Origin of the sequence: Nocardia sp. NPDC059228, assembly GCF_042754245.1 — a bacterium.
Lineage (GTDB): Bacteria > Actinomycetota > Actinomycetes > Mycobacteriales > Mycobacteriaceae > Nocardia.
Window position 1 is genome coordinate 198,837 of the sequence record NZ_JBHZAL010000001.1, and the last position, 22,412, is coordinate 221,248.

Genomic DNA, 22,412 nt, shown 5'->3' on the forward strand with positions numbered 1-22,412 from the left:
GACATGGTGCAACAACAGGGCGGTCCGACGAGCCCGATCGGCTCGCAGTTCGTCGAAAAACCGAAGCCCAAGCGATACCTCGAACAGGGGTGGGTGATTCGCCTGGCCGGCGCCGGGCTGGTGCTCGGTGTGGTCGCGGTGGTGGTGATCTGTCTGGTGAGCTTCGCGGGCGGATTCGAGGACACGGTCAAAGTGACCGTGGCTTCGTCGCGCGCGGGTCTGGTCATGGACAAGGACGCCAAGGTCAAGATCCGCGGGGTCGAGATCGGCCGCGTAAGCGACATCGTCGACACCACCGACGGCGCCAAGATCGAGCTGGCCATCGATCCGGACAAGCTGAAGATGGTGCCGGCCAACGCCGGTGTCGACATCAACTCGACCACGGTCTTCGGCGCGAAGTACATCAACTTCCTCGAACCGCAGAACCCGTCGGCCGACTCGCTCGCGCCGGGATCGGTCGTGGCGGCGAGTTCGGTGACGGTCGAATTCAATACGCTCTTCCAGCATCTCAACGACGTGCTCGCCAAGGTCCAGCCCGAGAAGCTGAACGCGACGCTGACCGCACTGGGCCAGGCCCTGGACGGACGCGGCGACAAGATCGGGCAGTTGCTGGTCAACAGCGACGAGTACCTGAAGAGCATCAACCCGAGCCTGCCGGATCTGAAGCGCGATCTGCAGACGTCGGTCGGCGTGACCAACCTGTACGCCGACACCGCGCCGGATCTGTTGCGCACCACCGGGAACGCGGGCGTAACCTCCCGCACCATCGTCGATGAGAAGGCCAATTTCGACCGGGTGCTGCTGAACCTCGTCGGGCTGGCCGACGATACCGGCGGCGTGCTGAAAGACAATGAGAAGCCGCTGGTCACCGCACTGGAACTGTTGCGGCCCACCGCCGAACTGCTCAACGAGTACAACCCGGCGCTGTACTGCCTGGTGGTCGGCTCGGCCGATGCGCTCCCGGTCGGTAACCGCATCTTCGGTGGTGACAACCCGTGGGTGGCGCTGAACGCCAGCTTCATGGGCGGCGGCACGCCGTACGAGTACCCGAAGGATCTGCCGAAGGTGAACGCCACCGGTGGCCCGCACTGCGAGAACATTCTCGACCGCGTGCCGGGTAGCCATGCCAACTATCTCGTCACCGATATCACCGAGGGCGAGGTGTGGACACCGTCGACGTCGACGCACCTCAACGGCCCCAAGGTGTTCCAGATGCTGTTCGCCGGATTGCCGGGGGTGCCCAACCCATGAGGATCAAACCGCACGCCACCACGGTGAAACTGGCGATATTCACGCTGGTCATGGTGCTGGTCCTCGCCGCGCTCGGGATCATCTTCAGCCAGATGCGCTTCTCCCGTTCGACCGGCTATCACGCGATCTTCACGAGTTCGTCTGGGATGCTGCCGGGTTCGAAAGTGCGGATCGCCGGTGTGCCGGTGGGTTCGGTCTCGCGGGTGTACGTGGGCAAGGATCGGCTGGCCCACGTCGATTTCGATATCGACCACCAGTACCGGATCTACGCCAGCACCCAGGCCGCGGTGCGCTACGAGAATCTGGTCGGCGACCGCTATTTGGAGCTGATGGACGGACCGGGCAATGCGCAGCCGCTGGGCAAGGGCGCGACGATCCACGTCGAGCAGACCAAGCCCGCGCTCGATCTCGACATGCTGCTGGGCGGCTTCAAGCCGCTGCTGCGGGGATTGAACCCGGAGCAGGTCAACGATCTGACCGGTGCGCTGCTGCAGGTCTTCCAGGGTCAGGGCGGAACCCTCGTCGCGCTGCTGAACAGCTCCGGCTCCTTCAGCAAGACCCTCGCGGACCGGGATGCGTTGATCGGCAGCGTGATCGAGAACCTGAAGACGGTGCTGGCCACCATCGACGATCACAATGCGGAGTTCGCGACGACGCTCAATGAATTGCAGCGCCTCGTCAGCGGTCTGGCCGCGGACAAGGATCCGATCGGCGATGCTCTTCCCCGATTGGCCGGCGCCACTGGTGATCTCACCTCGCTGTTGCAGCAGGTGCGCCCCGATCTGAAGGCGAACGTCGAACAGCTCGGTCGTCTGTCGGGGAACCTGGACGACAAGAAGGACGATGTGCAGTACGTGCTGAATCTGCTGCCCGAGACCTACAAGAAACTGATCCGCATCGGTTCGTACGGTTCGTTCCTGAACATGTTCGTCTGTGGTGCGAACTTCCTCGTCGATGGACCCGACGGCAAGACGCAGCAGATCAACTTCGTGGGTGCGCAGCACACCGGGAGGTGCTCCGCCCAATGAGTGAACAACGCTCCCCGCTGATCAATGTCGGCGTGATCGGCATCGTGCTGGCCGTGACCGTCTGCCTGTCCGCGCTCCAGTTCGACCGGCTACCGTTCGTGCGGTCCGGCGCCGAGTTCAGCGCCTTCTTCGCGGACGCCGGCGGACTGCTTCCCGGTGATCCTGTGCAGGTGGCCGGCGTCCGCTCCGGCCGCGTCGAGGATGTGAAGCTCGACGGCGCCAAGGTGAAGGTGCGTTTCACCCTGGACGAGTCGATCGTGCTGGGCGGCCGGACCTCCGCCGCCATCAAGACCAACACTCTGCTGGGTCGCAAGTCCCTCGAGGTGCTCCCTGCCGGGGACGGCGCGCTGCACCGCGACGATGTGATTCCGCTGGACCGCACCACCTCGCCGTACTCGCTCAATGACGCGCTCGGCGATCTGGCCACCACGGTCAAGGGTCTCGACACCGATCAGGTCAACAAGACCCTGGACACGTTGTCGGAGGCGTTCACCGACACCCCCGGTCCGCTGCGGTCGGCGCTGGACGGTGTCACCCAGCTCTCGCGCAGTCTGAACAAGCGGGACAAGGCGCTCACCGACCTGCTCTCGCATGCCCAGAACGTCACGAAGGTGCTGGGCGATCGTGCGACGCAGATCAATGCGCTACTCCTGGACGGCAATTCGCTGCTCGGTGAGCTCGATGCGCGCCGGGCCGCGTTGAGTCAGCTCATCGTGTACATCAACGGGTTGGCCAAGCAGCTGTCCGGTTTCGTGAACGACAACGAGGCCCAGCTGAAACCGACTCTGGACAAGCTAAATTCGGTCCTGAAGCTGCTCACCGACAACAAGGACAACCTGAGCAAGGCGCTCGACGAGCTCGGTCCCTTCGAGGCCGCGCTGGGCGAGCAGGTCGGCAGCGGGCCGTACTTCCAGGCCTACCTGTCCAATATCGATTCGCCGATGCTGCAGGTGCTGGTCGACGCGATGGTCTGGCCGCAGCATCTGCCCGACGCCCTCAACAACTATCTGAATCCGCCGCCGTCGATTCAGCCCGCGGGACAGGAGCCGGTGCGATGAACGCAATTCGCAGGGTGCCCCGCTGGGCACGCCTGGTCGCCGCGGCGCTCGTGGTGGTGGTCGCGGGCTGGCTGGTCTACGGTCTGGTCTCCGATATCGGCAAGAAGCACATCACCGCGTACTTCCCATCGACCACCGGCCTGTATGCCGGTGACGAGGTGCGGGTGCTGGGCGTGCGGGTCGGCAAGATCGATTCGATCGAGCCCGGCAAGGATCGGGTGACGGTGAAGCTCACCGTCGACCGCGGCATCGATCTGCCCGCCGACGCCAAGGCCGTCATCATCTCCCCGTCGCTGGTTTCGGCGCGTTTCATCCAGCTCGCGCCCGCCTACACCGGTGGGGCGAAGATGAGCGACGGCGCCTCGATTCCGGTGGAGCACACCGCGATTCCGGTGGAATGGGATGACATCAAGGCGGAGCTGACCAAGCTGTCCAAGGCACTGGGCCCGATCGGCGAGGACAAGCAGGGCTCGTTCGGCCGCGCCATCGACACCGCCGCGGCCAATCTCGGCGACGGCAATGCGCAGGCCTTCCGAGACACCCTGCGGGAGCTGTCCAGCACGTTGACCACGCTCTCCGACGGCCGGACCGATCTCTTCGGGACCATTCGCAATCTGCAGCAGTTCGTCGACGTGCTGTCCAAGTCCAATGATCAGATCGTGCAGTTCGGCGGTCGCTTGGCCTCGGTGTCGTCGGTGCTCGCGAATGTGTCCACCGATCTGGGCGCCGGGCTCGACAACCTCGATACCGCCATCACGGATGTGAAGCGGTTCCTGGACGAACGCAGCGGTGCCCTCACCGAGGGTGTGCAGCGGCTGGCCGACGCGACCCAGATCCTGGCCGACAAGAAACCGGAGCTGGAACGGATCATGCACTCCGGCCCCACGGCGCTGGGCAACTTCTATCAGCTCTACAAGCCCGCCCAGGGCACGCTGACCGGTTCGCTGTCGTTCCCGAACTTCGCCAACCCGATCGCCTTCCTCTGTGGCGCGGTCGAGGCCGTCGGAGCCAACGATTCCGACAAGAGCGCCGCTCTGTGCAAGCAGTACCTGGGACCGGTCCTCAACTCGCTCATGATGAATTACCCACCGCTGCTGGTGAATCCGCTGACCCAGCAGAACGCCTTCCCGCAGCAGCTCGTCTACAGCACGCCCGAGCTGGCGAATCAGGCCCCCGCGGCGGGACCGGTGTCCGCGCCGTCCCCGCAGTCCCTGTCCGACCTGCTCGTTCCTGGAGGTGGGCGATGATGAGCCGCCGGCGAATTCGCGTCGCGGGCATGGCGATCGGCCTGGTCGCCCTGCTCGGCGTGAGCGGCTGTGAATGGGACGGGCTCAACTCGGTCCCGATGCCCGGTGCGATCGGCACCGGGGAAGGCTCTTGGCAGGTCCGCATCGAGATGCCGAATGTCACTATGCTGACCCGCAATTCACCGGTGAAGGTGAACGACGTGACAGTCGGCACCGTCACCGGCATCCAGGTGGAGGGCTGGCACGCGCTGGTCACAGTCGGTCTGGCCAAGGATGTCGTGCTGCCCGCCAACGCCGTCGCGCGCATCGGGCAGACCAGTCTGCTGGGCAGCAATCACTTGGAGCTCGCCGCGCCGAAAGATATTCCGGCACAGGGTGAGCTGAAGAACGGCGACCTGATCCCGCTGGAACGGGCGGGCGCGTACCCGACGACCGAGCAGACGCTTTCGTCATTGTCGGTGGTGCTCAATGGCGGTGGTATCTCCCAGGTGGAGACCATCACCCGGGAGCTGGACGCCACCTTCAAGGGCCGCACCGACGCGATTCGCGATCTGCTGCCGCAGCTGAACCAGCTGACCTCCACACTCGATCAGCAGACCGGCGACATCATCGCCGCCATGAGCGGGCTGGACCGGTTCGCCGGTGTGCTGTCGCAGCAGAAGGATGACGTCACGGCCGCCATCACGACCATCCACCCGGCGCTGACCGTGCTCGCCGACCGCCGCGAGAACATCACCAAAGCCATTACCTCCCTGGGTGATCTGAGCGATACGGTGCAGCGGATCATCGATCAGGGCGGCGGCAACCTGAAGGCCGACCTCGCCAATCTCGAGCCGGCGCTCAAGTCCCTGGCCGATACCGGTGGGAAACTGGCCGATTCGCTGCAGTGGCTGCTGACCTTCCCGTTCCCGATCAAGAACATCGACAAGGTCATCAAGGGCGACTACATGAACCTGTGGATGACGGTGGATCTCACCGGCTCCCGCCTGGATTCGAACTTCCTCACCGGTACGCCGCTGGGCGGTTCGCTGGGCGGCGCCCAGGCCACCCTCGGATACGGGATTCCGCCGTCGGCGATGGGCAAGGGCGATCCGCTGTCCGATCCGCTCAAGCCGCCGGCCGAGTCCGCGGCGCCGACGCCGACCATCGCCGGGCTGCCTCCGATTCCGGGTCTGCCCGCGATTCCCGGACTCACCGTGCCTGATACGCACCAGGGGGGCGGCCGATGAAGCTCACGAAATTCGTCAAGGTCCAACTGGCGATCTTCACCGTGCTGACCGTGATCGGGCTGACGGTCATGGGCGGCGACTATGTGAAGCTGCCCGCCATGTTCGGCATCGGACGGTACGGCGTCACAGTGCAATTGGCGGCGACCGGCGGTCTCTATCAGTCCGCGAATGTGGCCTACCGGGGCACCAATGTCGGCAAGGTGGAGGAGGTCAAGCTCACTCCCGCCGGGGTCGACGCCAAGCTGTCGATCGACAGTGATTTCAAGATCCCGAGCGATGTCGAGGCCTACGTCAAGAGCGTCTCGGCGATCGGTGAGCAGTACGTCGACCTGGTGCCCGCGGATGCGCCGAAAGGCGGGAATCTGCACGACGGTTCGGTGATTCCGGTGGAGCGCACCAAGCTGCCGCAGGACGTCGGCGACATGCTCGATCAGGCGGACCGGCTGCTGTCCACGGTCGCCGACACCAAACTGGCCGAGGTCATCAACTCCGCGTTCGTGGCGTTCAACGGCGCCGGCCCGGATCTGCAGCGGTTCCTGGACTCCGCCTCGCTGCTCGTGCAGGAGGCCAAGGACAACACCGAGCCGACCAAAGATCTGCTGGACAAGCTCGGCCCGCTGCTCGATACCCAGAATCAGTCCGAGGACTCGATTCGCGGCTGGACCAAGGATCTGGCCACGGTCACCGATCAACTGCGCGAGCACGATCCGTCGCTGCGGGCGGTCCTGCAGCACACGCCGTCCACGATCGATCGGGTGAACAAGACCTTCCAGGATCTGAAGCCGACGCTGCCGATCATGCTCGCCAATCTGATCAGCGTCGGCCAGGTCGGTGTCACGTATCACGCTGGGCTCGAACAGATCCTGGTGATCTACCCGCCGTTGCTGGCGGCGCTGCTCACCTCGATCCGCGGACCAGTGCAGTACGGTGCCATGGTCGACTTCATGCTCGGCCTGAACGACCCGCCGGGTTGTACCACCGGTTTCCTGCCGGCCGACCAGCGACGCTCGCCGGCCGACCTCAGCCCGATGGACACGCCCGACAACCTGTACTGCAAGGTGGCGCAGAACGCGAAGGAGACCGTCCGCGGTATCCGCAACACCCCGTGTGCGGAGGTGCCGGGCAAGCGCGCGCCGACTCCCGAGCTGTGCCGCGACCCCGAAGGCTATGTGCCGGAAGGCGACAACCCGCCCATCGGACCGCCCCGGCCCGTGGACACCAACGGCAACCCCACCGATAAGCTGCTCGGTAACCAGAAGGCTCCATTCATCGGGCATTCGGATCCCGAGAGCGGCACATTCGTCGGACCTGATGGGCACGTGTACCGTCAGGGGGGCGTCAACGCAGATGGTTCCACCAAGGTGCCGTCGAGTTGGCAGGACTTGCTTCAGGAGCCAGCGCGATGAGCGAAAACACAGCAAATCGAAACCGCGCTCGGCGGCGTGTCGTCAGACAGGCGGGCCCGCCGGTCGAGGGTGAGAGCACGGGCATCGAAGTCCAGGTGCCGACCACCGGGGCCGTGAGCCAGGAGCCGACGTCCGCCGCGGTCGTCGAGCCGAGCTCGGCCGCTACGGTCGTCGATTCCGAGTCCGGCGCGGTCGACGGTGACGCGAATGCGGTACCGGCCCCGGAGGATTCGGACGCCGCCGCCGCGCAGGTCGCGGACGAATCTGCGGTCGAAGACAATTCGGCCGAAACCCCCGTCGTCATCACGGTCGTCGATCTGGACAAGGACGAGGTCGCGGACACGGATTCCGAGTCGGACGGCGAGGACAAGGCCAAGTCGAGGGTGCGGCGGATGACCGGTGCGCTCGGGCGCATGGGCACCATCGCCGCGGTGGTCGCGCTGATCTCCACGCTGGTTCTGATCGGCTCGGGCGGTGTCTTCTTCTATCACCAGCACCGGGCGGACGCCCTGAACCAGCGGCGCGCCGAATACATCCAGGTCGCCAAGCAGGCCTACATCAATATGGCGACGGTCAATGACGCGACCGCCGGCCAGGACATCGACCGGCTGCTGTCGGTCGCGGGCGGCAGTCTCAAGGACGAGTACGCGCAGAACAAGGACACGTACAAGAAGATCTTCGAACAGCTGAAGGTCCAGTCCTCGGGCAAGGTCATCGCCGCCGCGATCGAAAGCGACGACGCCGATTCGGCCAGCGTATTGCTGCTGGCGCAGCAGACGGTGTCCAATACCGCCACCAACGGTCCGATGCAGCGGGACTACCGCGTCCGTGTGTACCTGACCCGGACCGGCGATACCGTGTCCGCCTCGTCCGTGGAGTTCGTGCCGTGAAATTCGACAAGCGCTACCTACTCGTCGCCACCGCCGCGGTCCTGTTCGTCGCGGCCGCCGTGGTCGCCTCGCTGACCGGTTATCGCTTCTGGTCCGACCGCCAGGCCGAGCAGAACCGCACCTCCGCCGTCGCGGTTGCGCAGGACACCGTCGAGGAATTGTTCTCCTACGACTTCAATTCCGCAGAGAAGGAACTGCCGAAGGCCGCCGACAAACTGACCAGCAGTTACCGGGACTCCTATATGAAGGTGATCCAGGACCAGGCCATCCCCGCGGCCAAGGAGAAGAAGCTCTCCGTCCAGACCACGGTTCAGGCCACCGGCGTGATTGCGACATCCCGTGATCATGCGACCCTCCTCGTTGTCGCGAATCAGCGCTTCTCCAGCCAGGATTCGCCGCAGGACACGCTCATGAGCGATCGACTGCAGGTGGAACTCACCAAACAGAGCGATCATTGGCTCGTCTCCGACATCAAACCGATCTGAGTCTCCGGACTCGAGCGGATACCGAGTCTCCGCTCGAGCCACCCCAAGGCGCGCAGCCCCGGGCATTGCCCGGGGCTGCGCGTTTTTTGGCAGCATGTGCAGGCGACTTCTCGAAGTGCGTTGAGTGACAGCAACTTTCGGAATTCTTCGCCTTGACACCTTCTGGAACCGGTTCTAGATTTGGAAGTGCGTCCCACACGGGCGGGGCGCGGCACAGCGCTGATGCGCAATGGGGGTATCGGGGGTTTCACGGTAGGAATCACGAAAGATATTTCTTTCGTGTTCTTTTCGATGCTGCTTCCTTCGAGAGGCTCGCGCGCATAGGCGGGAACTGTTACGCAACCGAATTTCTACGGTTGGCAAAGGGGGGATTTCGCGACCCTTCGTCGACTGGAAAGGGTCCGCGGTGTGACTACTTCTTATCTGCTCGGGGGACATATCCCACTGACCGATTCCTCGGTCCGGGAATTCTATGACCGGTACCCGGAAATTCGCCGCTCGTACGAGGAGACCGCCGAGTGGACCGGCGTTTCCGTCCCGGAACTGCTGGAGGGCGGCCGGCACACCGAACGCGAATTGCTGCACGCCTTCGATGGATTGCGTCAGGCGGCGCTGGTCCTGGGGCTGCACGATGCGCTGGCGGCGCGCGGCGTCCATCCGGACGCGGTCGGCGGGATCAGTCTGGGCGGACTGCTCAGTGCCTGCCTGGCGGGCGCTGTCGATCGGCGTGAGCTCTTCGAGATGCTGCACTATCACCGGCTGGTCCCGCCGCAGCCGGCCGGCACCCGGGCGCAGGGAATGGCCGTGGCCGCCTTGCGATTCGGCGACGACCCCGAGGACTACTACGGCGAGCGGCGGCCCGGGGTGTACCTGGCCGCGGACTACGACGCTGCCTACGGCGGGGATGTGCACGTCATCGTGCTGTCGGGGTATGTCGACGCGCTCGAGGAGCTGGTGGCCCAGCACCCGCGCCGGATGCAGATGCTGGACGAGTATCCCGGCGCCTTCCACAGTCCGCTCGCACAGTATGCGACCGACTTCATGGCGCCGCACATCGCTGGGATGACCTTCCGGGATCCCAAGATCACCCTGTTCTCGCCGCACGTCGCCGGCGCGGTGACCACGGCCGACGAGGTTCGAGACTTCTTCCTGTACAACCATGTCCGGCCGGTGGGCGTCAAACCGCTGATGACGGAGGTCGAGCGGATCGGCACCACCGCGGTGGTCGGACTCGGGCCGGGGCTGCCGCAGAGTCTCGTGGTGGAGCCGCTGGCGATGACATTGATACTCACGCCCGGCGAACTGGATGAGGCCGCGGAAGCGCTGAGGTGACCGGTGAAGAAGTCGCTGTACGAGCTCGGCGAGCTGCCACCGGTCGGGTACGTCCCGCGGAAGATGCTGGCCTCGGTCATCCGCCCCGATCGCTACGGCGAACCGATCGACGCGTTTCGCGAGGAAGTCGTCGACGTCCCGGGGATCGGGCCGAACGAAGTGCTCGTCTACGTCATGGCCGCCGGGATCAATTTCAACAATGTCTGGGCGGCCCGGGGTAAACCGCTCGATGTGATCGCGGCACGGCGGAAGCGCGGTGCGGCCGAGGACTTCCACATCGGCGGTTCGGAAGGCTCCGGAATCGTCTGGGCGGTCGGCGATCGGGTGGACCATGTCGCCGTCGGTGATTCGGTCGTCCTGTCCTCGTGCCTCTGGGATGAATCGGCACACGATATCCGGATGGGCGCGGACCCGATGACATCGTCGAGTCAAAGTGTCTGGGGATACGAGGAGAATTTCGGTTCCTTCGCCCAATTCACGGTGGTGCAGGACTATCAGTGCCATCCCAAACCGGCGCGGTTGTCCTGGGCCGAAGCCGCGGCCTTCATATTGACGGGCGCGACCGCGTATCGCCAGTTGCTGGGATGGCATCCGAATGTGGTGCGGCCCGGCGATCCGGTGCTGATCTGGGGCGGCGCGGGCGGGCTGGGTTCCATGGCCATCCAGATCGCCCGGGCCTACGGCGGGCGGCCGGTCGCGGTCGTCTCCAACGCGGAGCGTGCGAAGTACTGCGCGAAACTGGGGGCCGTCGGTGCGGTCGACCGGCGCGAATTCTCCCATTGGGGAAGGCTTCCCGACATCGGCGACGAGGCCGCGATGGCGGCCTGGTTCGCGGAAGTGCGGCGCTTCGGTGCCAGGTATTGGGAAGCGCTCGGTGCGAAGCGCGCGCCGCGGATAGTTCTCGAGCATTCGGGGCAGGACACCATCCCGACGTCGATCTACCTGTGCGACAACGCCGGCATGGTCGTCATCTGCGGCGGGACCACCGGATACAACGCGGATATCGACCTGAGATACCTGTGGATGCGCCAGAAACGTTTGCAGGGATCGCATTTCGCGAACCTGCAGCAGTGCCGAGCCATCACCGAGCTGGTGTCGACCGGCGATATCGATCCGTGTCTGTCGCAGGTCGGCGCGTTCGCCGACATCGGAAAGATGCATCAGTTGATGTGTGACAACGAGCAGCCGCCCGGAAACATGGCGGTGCTGGTCAACGGGGGGCCGTCGTGACAGATCATGTTCTTGCCGAAGACTCGATCGCCGTGGTCGGAATGGCGTGCCGACTGCCCGGTGGCATCGATTCGCCGGAATCGTTGTGGCGCAGTCTGATCGAAACAAGAGATGCCGCCGCGGGGGTCGTCGTCGGCGAACCGGATGGATTCGATCCGGAGTTCTTCGGCATCAGCCTGCCCGACGCCGAAGCCATGGACCCGCGCCTGCGGCTGGCGCTCGAAACAGGCTGGCAGGCACTGGAGTACGCCGGGATCGACCCGGCAACGCTGCGGGACAGCGACACCGGCGTCTACCTCGGCGCCCCTGGCGGCGACTACGCCCGCGTCGCTACCATCCTGGGCTTCCGTGGCCCCGCGCTGAGCATCGACACGGCGGGCTCGGCCGCACTGGTCGCCGTGCATCTCGCGGCGCGGGCGATCGCGGCCGGCGACTGTTCGCTCGCCCTGATCGGCGGGGCCGACGGGCCGCACGAGGGTGTGGCGGTCCTGGTCCTGGCGCGACTGTCCGAGGCCCACCGCCGTGGTTACCAGGTGCTCGCCGTGCTGCGCGGCTCCGCGGTCAAGCACGATGGTGCCGCCGGGCCCGGTGCGCAGGAGGGTTCGATCCGGGCCGCCCTGGCCAATGCTGAACTCGCGGCCGCCGACATCGATGTCGTCGCGGGGCCCGAAACCGGGTCTGCGGCAGCAGGACTCGCGGGCGTCCTCACGATGATTCAGGCTATCCGGCACGGGCTCATGCCACCCACCGCCGCCGCCCCGGCCGTCCCGTGGCCGGAACACGACCGCCCGCGCCGGGCCGCGGTGTCGGTATTCGGTGGAAGCGGCACCAATGCCCATGTCATCCTCGAGCAGGCCCCGCCCGGACCCCCGCTCACGCCGGTCGATCCCACCCGGCGGGTGCCCCTGACCGTGTGGCCGTTTTCCGCCCGGACTCCGGAGGCGCTGGCCGAGCAGGCCGCGCGCCTGGCCGACCATGTCCGGGCGCATCCGGAATTCACTGCCCGCGAGGTCGGTCACGCCCTGAGCACGACCCGCACCGTGTTCGACCATCGCGCGGCGGTATTGGGCCGCAACCGTATCGACCTGCTGGCCGGGCTGGCGGCCGTCGCGGAGGGTAAGCCGGTCGGGCCGATTCGCGGGCTGGCCGCCGATCGCCGGGTGGTCTTCGTCTTCCCCGGGCAGGGCCAGCAGTACCAGGGCATGGCGGCCCAGTTGCTGGCCGAGTCCCCGGTTTTCGCCGCCGAGATCGCCGCGTGCGAGGCGGCGCTGTCGGAGTTCGTCGACTGGTCGCTGACCGATGTACTCACCGAGGCCGAGGGCGCGCCGTCGCTCGAGCACGTCGACGTCGTGCAGCCCGCCCTGTTCGCGACGATGGTTTCGCTTGCGGCACTGTGGCGTTCGTTCGGTATCGAGCCCGCCGCGGTGCTCGGTCACTCGCAGGGCGAGGTGGCGGCCGCGCATGTCGCGGGCGCGTTGTCGCTGTCCGACGCCGCCCGGATCGTGGCACTGCGCAGCAGACTGCTGCGCGAATTGGACGGCACCGGCGGAATGGCGTCGGTCAATGCCCCGGTGGCGCGGGTGCGCGAACTCATGGCGGGCATCGACGATCTGCACGTCGCCGCCGTCAACTCCCCGACCGCCACCGTCGTGGCGGGCGGGGTGGACGGCGTGGCCCGCATGCTCGAGGTCTGTGAGCGGGCGGCCGTGCGGGCGCGGCGGATTCCTGCCGACTGCGCCGGGCACACCGCTCATGTCGATGTCCTGCGGGAGCGGCTCGACGCCGCCGTGGCACCGATCACCGCGCGGGCCACCGGCATCACCTTCTTCTCCACCGTCACCGGCGGGGTGCTGGGCGGCGAACAGCTGGGCCCGGACTACTGGTTCCGCAACCTGCGCGCGGCAGTGAGTTTCGAGGCAGGCTTCCAGGCCGCGGCCGAGTCCGGATACAACGCCTTCCTCGAGATGAGCGCGAACCCGGTGCTGACCGCCGCCATGCACGAATCCCTCGGCGCCGCAGCCGATTCCTGTCTCGTCACCGGCTCGCTCCGGCGCGACGACGCCGGTATCCGGCGCCTGCTGGCCTCCGTGTCCGAGGCCCATGTCGGAGGGGTGTCGCCACAGTGGTCGACCATCTACCCGGTCGGCTCCGCACGACCGATTCAGTTGCCCACCTATGCCTTCCAACACCGGACGTTCTCGACGGCCGGCGTGGCGGAGACGGGCGGCGAGGAGCCCGGCGACCTCGGTCTGGCCGCGGCCGGGCATCCGCTGCTCGGCGCGGTGGCCGAGGTTCCCGGCGCGGACCGCTTCCAATTCGTCACCCGCATCTCCCGGGCGACCCGGGGCTGGATCGCCGATCACGCCCTCCGCGGCACCGCGGCGCTGCCCGCTGCGGCGCTGGTGGAGCTGGCTTTTCACGTGGGCGGCCGGCTCGGCGTCCCGCGTGTCCGGAAGCTGACCATGCACGAACCGGTCACACTGCCCACCGCGGGCGCAGTGGACCTGCAGGTCGTGGTGGGCGAACTGGGGGAATCCGGTCAGCGCACGGTGGCCGTCTTCTCGAGCCCGGAGGACGCGGATGCCCCACTCGGGCAGCGCCATTGGACCCGGCACGCGGACGGCGTGCTCACTTCCGGCGCCAGGACCGCGGATACCGATACCCACGGGCTGACCGTCTGGCCCCCGGTCGGCGCGACGCCAGGGTTGGAGCCCGGTCCGGTATATGAGACCCTCACCGCGCTCGGGTACCGGTACGGCCCGGCTTTCCAAGGCGTGCGGCGTATCTGGCACCGGGGCGACGAAATATTCGCCGAGGTCGCCCTGCCCGATTCCGTGGCCGACGCGGACAACTACGGACTGCATCCGGCACTATTGGACGCTGCCCTGCAACCGGTCTTCGCGGCCGCTACGCCCTTGCAGGCGGACGGGATCCGGCTCCCCGTGGTGTGGGAAGACGTGGAACTGCATGCGGTGGGCGCGAAGACGCTCCGGGTGCGGCTGACCTCAGCGGGGACGGACCGTTTCCGCTGGGCGCTCGGCGACGGCACCGGCCGGATCATCGCCGAGGGCACCGTGGGAATGGGTGTCGTCGCACCGACCGAGCGCGCCGCCGGCGGATCTGCGCGGCAGAATGCGCTCTACAGCGTCGACTGGCTGACTGTGCAGGCGTGGCGGGGGCGTTACGCCACCCGTCAGGGCGAGTGGGCCATCGTCGGAAAGACGCCGCTCGGAGTGCGCGGCGAGGCCGGTCCGGCTCGCTATACCGATCTCGAAGCTCTCTACACCGCAGTGGATTCCGGAGCCGAGACGCCGTCGGTCGTGGTGTGGTCGCGGGTGGCCTCCGCCGCCGTCGTCGAACCGGGGACGAATCAGGCCCGGGCCCTGCGCGGCGAACTCGCGCTGATGCTGCGTCAGCTCCAAACCTGGCTGGCCGCACCACGATTCGCCGACACCAAGCTGCTCATCCTCACCCGCGGCGTGCAGGCGGCCGAGGCCGACGAGGACGTCTCGGATCTGGTGGGCGCGAGCGTGTGGGCGCTGGTGCGTACGGCGCAGTGGGAGCATCCGCACCGCATCGTGCAGGTCGATCTCGACGAGGCCGGCGTCAGCCTGGATCAGATAGCGACGGTGCTGCGCCTCGACGAGCCCGAACTGGCGCTGCGGCGCGGCGAATTCCTCGCCCGGCGACTGCGCTCCGGCGTCGACCCGGTGGCCACCCCAGATCCCGGGTTCACCGGATCCGGTCCGTCCGCCTTCGATCCCGACCGCACCGTGCTGATCACCGGTGGCACCGGCAAGATCGGCGGCATCATCGCCCGGCACCTGGTCTCCGCCTACGGCGCCCGGCACCTGCTGCTCACCAGTCGCAGCGGCGGCAATGCCGACGGAATCGCCGAACTGACAGCGGAATTGGGTGCGCAGGGCGCCGAGGTGACGGTCGCGGTCTGCGACGCGGGCGACCGCGACGCGCTGGCCGAGGCGATCGACGGCGTCCCGGCCGCGCATCCGGTCGGAGCGGTCGTCCATCTGGCGGCCACGCTGGCCGACGCGACCTTCGCCGCCCTCACCGAGGCACAGCTCGACGCCGTGCTGCCCGCCAAGGCCAATGGCGCCTGGCACCTGCACGAGCTCACCCAGCATCTCGATCTGTCGATGTTCGTGCTGTTCTCGTCGTCCGCGGGCGCTTTCGGCTGGGCCGGCCAGGCCAACTACACGGCGGCCAATGTCTTCCTCGACAGCCTCGCCCGGTACCGGCATCGCCGCGGGCTGCCCGCCACCGCCATGGCGTGGGGCTGGTGGGCCGAGGACACCTCCAATACCGGTGGGCTCGACGACAAGGGCCGGGCGCGGCTCGGCCGCATGGGTCTGACCCCGATGCCGACCGCCGCGGCCATGGAGCTCTTCGACGCCGCCCTGGGTACCGGACAGCCGTACGTGCTGCCGATCGGGCTCGACCTGACGCGGCTGACCGCGGCCGAGCCGACCGGCGACCCCGCCCCGCTGTTCCGGGCGCTGGCGCCCGCCCGGCCGCAGGCCGCCCAGCAGGCGGGTGATTCGACGGAACTGGCCGCGCGCATGGCGGGGCTCGGCCCCGCGGAGCGGCACCAGGCGATGACCGACCTGCTCAAAGCGCCGGTGTCCATCGTGCTCGGTTACGCCACACCCGATGCGGTGCAACCGGATCGGCCGTTCGCCGAGATGGGCCTTGACTCGCTCAGCTCCATCGAACTCGGGGCCCGGCTGCGGGCGATGACCGGGGTGAAGCTGGGCAATGCGGTGATCTATCAGCACCCGACGGTCAGGCTGCTGGCCAAGCACGTGCTGGACCAGGTCACCCCGCGAGCCGCTGAACTCGCCGCCCCGATCGTCGCCGAGGTCGAGCTGCTGCTCGAGCGCCTGTCCGAGATCTACGAGGGCGGTCCGATACCCGACGCGCTCCTGGCCCGCCTGACCGGCGTGATCGACGCCCAGTCGATGAGGACACCCGCATGACCATCGCTTCCGGCGAGCCCGTCGCCATCATCGGCATGGCGGGCCGCTTTCCCGGCGCCGCGGACATCGACGCACTGTGGGAGCTGCTCGACGCGGGTGGCGACGCCATTCGCCCGGTACCCGCGCAGCGCTGGGACGCGAGCGCACCGCTGGACCGCGAGAAGCGGATCCAGGCCGTCGGCGGATTCGTCGATGGTGTCGACGGTTTCGACGCGGCGTTCTTCGGCGTCTCCCCGCGTGAGGCCGCCGACATCGACCCACAGCAGCGTCTCATGCTCGAAATGGCCTGGCGCGCTCTGGAAGACGGCCGCGTACCACCGCAAGCGCTGCGCGGCACGCGCACCGGGGTCTATGTCGGGGCCTCCTGGCACGACTATGAGATCCTGCGCAGGCAGCGAGGTGTCGGGGCGAGCCAGCACAGTTCGGTCGGCAATGCCCTGGATGTGATCGCCTCGCGGGTCTCCTACGCCCTGGGCCTGACCGGGCCCAGCATGACCGTCGAGACCGGGTGCTCGTCCGCGCTCGTCGGTCTCGACCTGGCGGTCCGGGCGATCCGCTCGGGAGACATCGACGCGGCGCTGGTCGGCGGCGTGAATCTGATGCTCGCACCGGACGTCTCGATTGGGCTCACCCACTTCGGCGGGCTGTCCGAGAACGGGCGGTGCGCGGCCTTCAGCGCCGGCGCGGACGGATTCGTCCGCGGTGAGGGCGTGGCCGCGCTCTACCTCAAACCGCTGCGGGACGCGGTGCGGGACGGCGACCGGGTGCGGGCCGTCATCGTGGCGTCCGTCGTGAACAACGACGGTGGCGGCGAGAGTCTGGTGACGCCCAGTGGCGCGGGCCAGCGCGACCTGCTGCGGCGCGTGTACCTGGACCATGACCTGGACATCGATCGGCTCGCCTATGTGGAGGCGCACGGAACCGGAACGCGGCGCGGCGATCCCATCGAAGCGGAGGCGCTCGGGGAGATCCTGGGAACCGCGCGCAGCGCCGGCAGCGGACCGCTGCTGATCGGGTCGGTCAAGACCAATATCGGTCACCTGGAGGCGGCCGCGGGCATCGCGGGACTGGTCAAGGCCGTGCTGTGTCTCGAACACGGCACGGTGCCACCGAGTCTGCACTCCGAGGTGCCGAATCCGGATATCGCCTTCGACGATCTGAACCTGCGAATAGTGCGGGAGCGCACGGTGCTTCCGGCACACGACGATGTCCACATCGGCGTGAACTCGTTCGGGTGGGGCGGCACCAATGCGCATGTGGTGCTGCGTGGCGCGGCATCGGCCGCGCGGGTGATCAGCGAGGTTGCGCGCGAAACCGAATCCGAGCCAATGGGTTTCGTGCCGGTGTCCGCGCACACCAGCGCCGCGCTGCAGCAGCGTTGCCGCGATATCGCGGATCTGGTCGACGCCGAACCCGACCGGCTGGACGCGATCACCGCGGCGCTGGCCGGGCGGGCACCGGCCCTGCCGCTGCGGAGCGCGGTTTTGGGCGCATCGCCACCGGAAGTGGCGGCGGCCCTGCGCCACCACGCCGATGACCCGGCCGCTGAGCTCCCGTCCGTGCTGACCGGCCGGGCTCACGAGGTCGGCCGCACCGCCTTCGTCTTCCCCGGCCAGGGCAGCCAATGGCACGGGCTGAGTGCCGCACTCTACGGACAGGATCCGGCCTTCACCGAGACGATCGACGCATGCGCCGCGGCACTGCGGCCGTATGTCGACTGGGATCCGGCCGCGGTGCTGTCCGGCGCCGCCGGACCGGGCTGGCTCGACCACGTCGATCAGGTGCAGCCGGTGCTGTGGGCGCTGTCGCTGGGTATCGCGGCCGGGTGGCGGCGCGCGGGCATCGTGCCCGATGTCGTCATCGGCCACAGCCAGGGCGAAATCGCGGCGGCCACCGTTGCGGGGCTGCTCAGCCTCGATGACGCTGCGCTCATCGTGTCCCGGCGCAGCGCGCTGCTGCGCTCGGTCGCGGGCACCGGCCGCATGCTGGCCGTCGAGCTGCCCGTGGCCGAGGTTCCCGCTGCCATCGCCGGATTCGAGGATCTGGTGGCGCTGGCCGTGCACAACGGGCCGACCTCGTGCGTGCTCTCCGGCGATACCGACGCCATCGAGGCGCTCGATGAGATCCTGGCGGCCGACGGCGTGTTCTGCCGGATGGTGAATGTCGACTACGCCTCGCACAGCCCGCAGATGGCCGGGGTGCGGGTACCGCTGCAGGCCGCGCTCGCCGGTGTCGTATCGCTGCCGGGCGGCACGGAGTCACCGCTGGATGGCACGGCGGCGCTGCCGGATGCCGTGGAGATGATGTCGACGGTCCGGCTGAAGGCCGTGACCGCCACCGATCTCGTCGGCGACTATTGGGTGGAAAACCTGTGCAGCCCGGTATTTTTCGCCGAGGCGATGACCGCGGTGTTCGACGACGGTGTCACGCACGTGATCGAGATCAGCCCGCACCCGGTGCTGCTGCCCGCCGTGGATCAGCTGGCCGCCGAGCGCACCCACCCGCCGATGGTACTGCCGTCGTTCTACCGGGACTGCGACCCCCGCAGCGAGCTGCGCCGCAGCCGCGCCCGCGCCTTCGTCGCCGGACTGCGGCCCTTCGCGACGGCCGCCGCGCCGGCGATCGCGCTGCCACCGTATCCGCTGCGGCCGCAATCGCATTGGCTGCCGGACGCCGGTCCGGGTGCTCCGAGTGACACGGCAGCCGGCACGCCGCGAGCTCCGGTGTACCCCAGCCGGCTCGAGCCGGGGGCCTGGCAGGCGACCGTGCCGATCGATCTGGAAACGCTGCCGTGGCTGGCCGATCACGTGGTCGGCGACGCGGTGGTGGTGCCGGGGGCCATGCTGGCGGTGCTGGCCATGGCGGTCACTCGCACCCACCTGGGCACCGGCCCGGCGGGCCTGTCGGGATTGCGGTTCGTCGAAATGCTCACCGTCGGTGACGCTCCGGTCCGGGTCGAGGTCACCCTGCGTGAGGACGTCCCGGCCGGGATCAGCTTCGAGATCGCGGCGCTGAACGTCGGCACGCACAGCTGGACGGTACACGCGCGGGGCTGTGCCCTGCACACGCTCGAGTCCGCGGCCGCGCCGCTGCCGTTCCCCTTCGGTCCCGGTGAGCCGACAATCGGCGAGCCGATCCCGGTCGCCGACTTCTACGCGGCCTGCGCCCGCCGCGGGGTGGAGCTCGGCCCGGACTTTCAAGGCGTGCGGGAACTCCGGCGCTGGCGGGACGGCACGACCTTGTTCACACTGGCCAGGATCGCTCTGAGCGAACACGCCCGGGCGATGTCGCACCCCGGTGAGCTGCACGCCACGCTCGTGGACTGCGCCATGCAGGCCGGACTGGCCCTGTTCGACGGCGAGAACACGATCCTGCCCGGCGGTATCGAAGAACTGATCCTGGACGCCGAACCGGCCGGACATGTCGACGCCGCCTGGGCGTATGCCATCCGGCGCTCGGACACCACGGCCGACATCCATCTCTACGACGAGCAGCGCGCGCCACTGGCCCGCATCCTGGGCCTCGAGCTCCTCTCGATCGACGACGACCGTGCCGACGCCAGGTCCTACGATCGGGAGCTCGCCTTCACCTGGCACGCGCTCGCGCGCGGCGAAACGACCAGCGCCCCGGACTCATTCGCCATCACGGGGTCCGCCGGAACAGTCGGCGAGCTGACGGAGGCTCTGCAGCGGAGGGACGCCGAGGTCGGCGCCGCCGCCGATCGGGCCAGCACGGTGGTCTTCGCCGCGCCCACGGCCCGGGACGGCCTGGACGCACAGCGCCGGGGCCTGCTCGAGCTCGCCGAACTCGTCGGCTCGTGTGTCCGATCGACTTCGGCGACACCGCGTCTGGTCGTGGTGACCACGGCCGCCCAGGCGGTCGGGAACGGTGAGCGTCCTGATCCGGGCGGCGCGCTGTACTGGGGATTCGTCCGGGTCCTGCGTCGCGAGCACCCTGAATTGTCCGCCGAGATCATCGATCTCGCCGCGCCGCCCGACACCGAGCGCGGGGAGCTGTTCGACGACTGCGCCGCCGAACTCCTGGCCCGCACCGGTGAGGACCAGCTCGCTCTGCGCCCCCGGCGGCGCTACGCCGGACGCATCGAACAGGGCGAGCAAGCGGAAAGCACTGCGGCAGGGCGGCCCTGGCGAACCACGGCACAGCCCTTCCGGCTCGCGGTGACTCCCGGCCGCTCTTGGCAGGGTCTGTGTTACCGGCCCCTGGAAACCCGGCCACCCGGGCCGGGAGAGGTGCTGATCGAAATCGAAGCGGCCGCACTCGATTTCATCGATGCCCTGAAGGCGGCGGGCGCCTATCCCGACGACTCGGCGGGCCACGACCCGCTCGGCCTCGAATGCGCGGGCGTGGTTCGCGCGGTCGGCCCCGAGGTGACCGGACGCGCTGTGGGCGATCGCGTGGTGGGCTGTGGATTCGGTGCGCTGGCCTCGCATCTGACGGTGCGCGCCGATCACACGCAACCGATACCGGATGCCCTGCCCGCCACCATCGCGGCGGCCCTGCCCATGGTGTCCACCACGGCCTGGTACGCGCTCGTCACACTGGCCCGGCTCGCACCGGGGGAGACCGTGCTGATCCACTCCGCCGCAGGCGGACTGGGACTGGTCGCCATCGGCGTCGCCCGTGGTCTCGGGGCGCGGATCATCGCCACCGCGGGCAGCGCGGAGCGGCGGGAATACCTGCGCCGCGCACACGGGCTCGAGCACGTCTTCGATTCCCGGACGCTGGGCTGGGCGGACGAGGTGCGGGCGGTGACCGGCGGGCACGGCGTCGACGTGGTGCTCAACTCGCTCTCCGGCCGCGCGATCGATCTCGGCATCGACGTGCTCGCCGAGGACGGCCGGTTCATCGAGGTCGGCAAGCGGGACATTCACGCCGATCGCCGGGTCGGCCTGCGGCCGTTCGCGAAGGGAATCAGCTTCGCGGCCGTCGATCTCACCGGATTGATGGCACGCCGTCCCGAGCGCTTCGCCGCCGCGCTGGCCGAGACGTGGGAGCAGATCGGCACGGGCCGGATCGTTCCGGGACCCGTCACGGTGCACGACTTCGCCGATGCCGCCACCGTGCTGCGGGACCTGACCCGGGATGAGTACATCGGCAAGCTGGTGCTCGCGAGCCCGGACACGGTGACCGACATCGTGCCGGAGCCGTTGCCGGAGGGGCGTTTCCGCGCGAACGGCACCTATCTCGTCACCGGTGGCCACGGCGCCCTGGGGCGCAGCCTGGCCGACCATCTGCTCGCGAACGGTGCCGGCGCGGTGGCACTGGTCGGCCGCAGTGCGCCGGACACCATGGACACGGCGTCGGTGCGCAGCTATCGGGCCGATGTCGCGGACGCGGAAGCCCTCGCCGCCGTGCTGGATTCGATCCGGGCGGAGCTGCCGCCGCTGCGCGGGGTCTTCCACGCCGCGGGCGTCCTCGACGACGCCACCATCCTCGGTGTCGACGCGGACCGGATGGAGCGGGTGCTGCGGCCGAAGATCGACGGCGCCCGGCACCTGGACGCGCTCACCGCCGATGACCCCCTGGATCTGTTCGTGCTGTTCTCCTCGGCCGCCGCGCTGATCGGCAACCCCGGGCAGTGCGCGTACGCGGCGGCCAATGCCTATCTCGACGCGCTGGCCGCGGCCCGCCGGTATGCGGGGCGGCCCGGACTGAGCATCGAGTGGGGATACTTCGCGGAGGTCGGTCTCGCCGCGGCAGAACACAATCGCCACGTCCGGCTCACCGAACACGGCATCAGCAGCTACCCCACCGATGAGGCGTGGACCGCCATGGCCGCGTTCCTCACCGAGGAACGCACTGTCGTGGGCTACATGACCTTCGATCAACGGCAGTGGTTCGACGCGTACCCCGATGCCGCCGCCCAGCCCAGCTGGCAACTGCTGCGGCAGCGCGCCGCCGTCGAGTCGGCGGGGCGGGCCGCCGGTGAATTCCACACCGCGCTGGCGGATTCGGCTCCCGCGGACCGGCACGTGCTGGTGCGGGACAAGATCACCGAGGTGGCCGCGCGCGTGCTCCGCATGCAACCGGCCGACCTCGACGCCCGGACACCCTTCAAGGCGCTCGGACTCGACTCGCTCATGAGCCTGGAAATGCGGAACCGGCTGGAATCCGCATTCGCGCTGCGGCTTTCACCCACGCTGCTGTGGACCTACGGCACCGCCGAGACCCTGGCGGGCGCGATCGGCGAACGGCTCGCCACCTCGCTGTCCACGGCCGGCGTGACCACCGGCTGACCCCT

Annotated in this window: 12 protein-coding genes; all 12 read left to right on the plus strand. The window is 68.3% G+C overall.

The genetic code is table 11. The annotated features are described in order from the left end of the window. The first annotated feature begins 3 nt into the window (after nucleotides 1–3). Nucleotides 4–1,251: an MCE family protein gene (locus ACFXKA_RS00975; protein WP_379425262.1), complete on the plus strand. Its 1,248-nt coding sequence runs from the start codon at nucleotides 4–6 to the stop codon at nucleotides 1,249–1,251. After that, a complete protein-coding gene (locus ACFXKA_RS00980; protein ID WP_379425263.1) occupies nucleotides 1,248–2,279 on the plus strand; it encodes an MCE family protein in 1,032 nt (343 codons plus the stop codon). Before ACFXKA_RS00975 ends, ACFXKA_RS00980 begins: the two co-directional genes overlap by 4 nt. Continuing rightward, a complete protein-coding gene (locus ACFXKA_RS00985; RefSeq protein ID WP_379425265.1) occupies nucleotides 2,276–3,337 on the plus strand; it encodes an MCE family protein in 1,062 nt (353 codons plus the stop codon). Before ACFXKA_RS00980 ends, ACFXKA_RS00985 begins: the two co-directional genes overlap by 4 nt. Further along, the gene (locus ACFXKA_RS00990) at nucleotides 3,334–4,584 is read left to right on the plus strand and encodes an MCE family protein (protein ID WP_379425267.1); all 1,251 of its coding nucleotides are present in this window, start codon (nucleotides 3,334–3,336) and stop codon (nucleotides 4,582–4,584) included. Before ACFXKA_RS00985 ends, ACFXKA_RS00990 begins: the two co-directional genes overlap by 4 nt. Next, nucleotides 4,581–5,813, plus strand: coding sequence for an MCE family protein (locus ACFXKA_RS00995; RefSeq protein WP_379425268.1), 1,233 nt, complete (start codon nucleotides 4,581–4,583; stop codon nucleotides 5,811–5,813). The genes ACFXKA_RS00990 and ACFXKA_RS00995 overlap by 4 nt, the downstream gene beginning before the upstream one ends. Continuing rightward, on the plus strand, nucleotides 5,810–7,219 hold the full coding sequence (locus ACFXKA_RS01000) for an MCE family protein (RefSeq protein WP_379425270.1): 1,410 nt from the start codon (nucleotides 5,810–5,812) through the stop codon (nucleotides 7,217–7,219). Before ACFXKA_RS00995 ends, ACFXKA_RS01000 begins: the two co-directional genes overlap by 4 nt. After that, nucleotides 7,216–8,109, plus strand: coding sequence for a hypothetical protein (locus ACFXKA_RS01005; RefSeq protein ID WP_379425272.1), 894 nt, complete (start codon nucleotides 7,216–7,218; stop codon nucleotides 8,107–8,109). The genes ACFXKA_RS01000 and ACFXKA_RS01005 overlap by 4 nt, the downstream gene beginning before the upstream one ends. Beyond that, nucleotides 8,106–8,594, plus strand: a complete 489-nt coding sequence (locus ACFXKA_RS01010) for a h domain protein (protein ID WP_379425274.1) — start codon at nucleotides 8,106–8,108, stop codon at nucleotides 8,592–8,594. Before ACFXKA_RS01005 ends, ACFXKA_RS01010 begins: the two co-directional genes overlap by 4 nt. Before the next feature lie 408 nt (nucleotides 8,595–9,002). Then, nucleotides 9,003–9,926 carry an acyltransferase domain-containing protein gene (locus tag ACFXKA_RS01015; protein WP_379425276.1) on the plus strand — a complete coding sequence of 308 codons (924 nt, stop codon included), beginning with the start codon at nucleotides 9,003–9,005 and terminating at the stop codon, nucleotides 9,924–9,926. Nucleotides 9,927–9,929: 3 nt separating this feature from the next. Next, nucleotides 9,930–11,156 (plus strand): crotonyl-CoA carboxylase/reductase, encoded by a 1,227-nt coding sequence (gene ccrA / locus ACFXKA_RS01020; RefSeq protein ID WP_379425277.1) that lies wholly within the window; start codon nucleotides 9,930–9,932, stop codon nucleotides 11,154–11,156. Continuing rightward, complete coding sequence (locus ACFXKA_RS01025) at nucleotides 11,153–16,150, plus strand: type I polyketide synthase (protein WP_379425278.1); 4,998 nt, start codon at nucleotides 11,153–11,155, stop codon at nucleotides 16,148–16,150. Before ccrA ends, ACFXKA_RS01025 begins: the two co-directional genes overlap by 4 nt. Next, the gene (locus ACFXKA_RS01030) at nucleotides 16,147–22,407 is read left to right on the plus strand and encodes an SDR family NAD(P)-dependent oxidoreductase (RefSeq protein ID WP_379425280.1); all 6,261 of its coding nucleotides are present in this window, start codon (nucleotides 16,147–16,149) and stop codon (nucleotides 22,405–22,407) included. The genes ACFXKA_RS01025 and ACFXKA_RS01030 overlap by 4 nt, the downstream gene beginning before the upstream one ends. Nucleotides 22,408–22,412 lie beyond the last annotated feature (5 nt).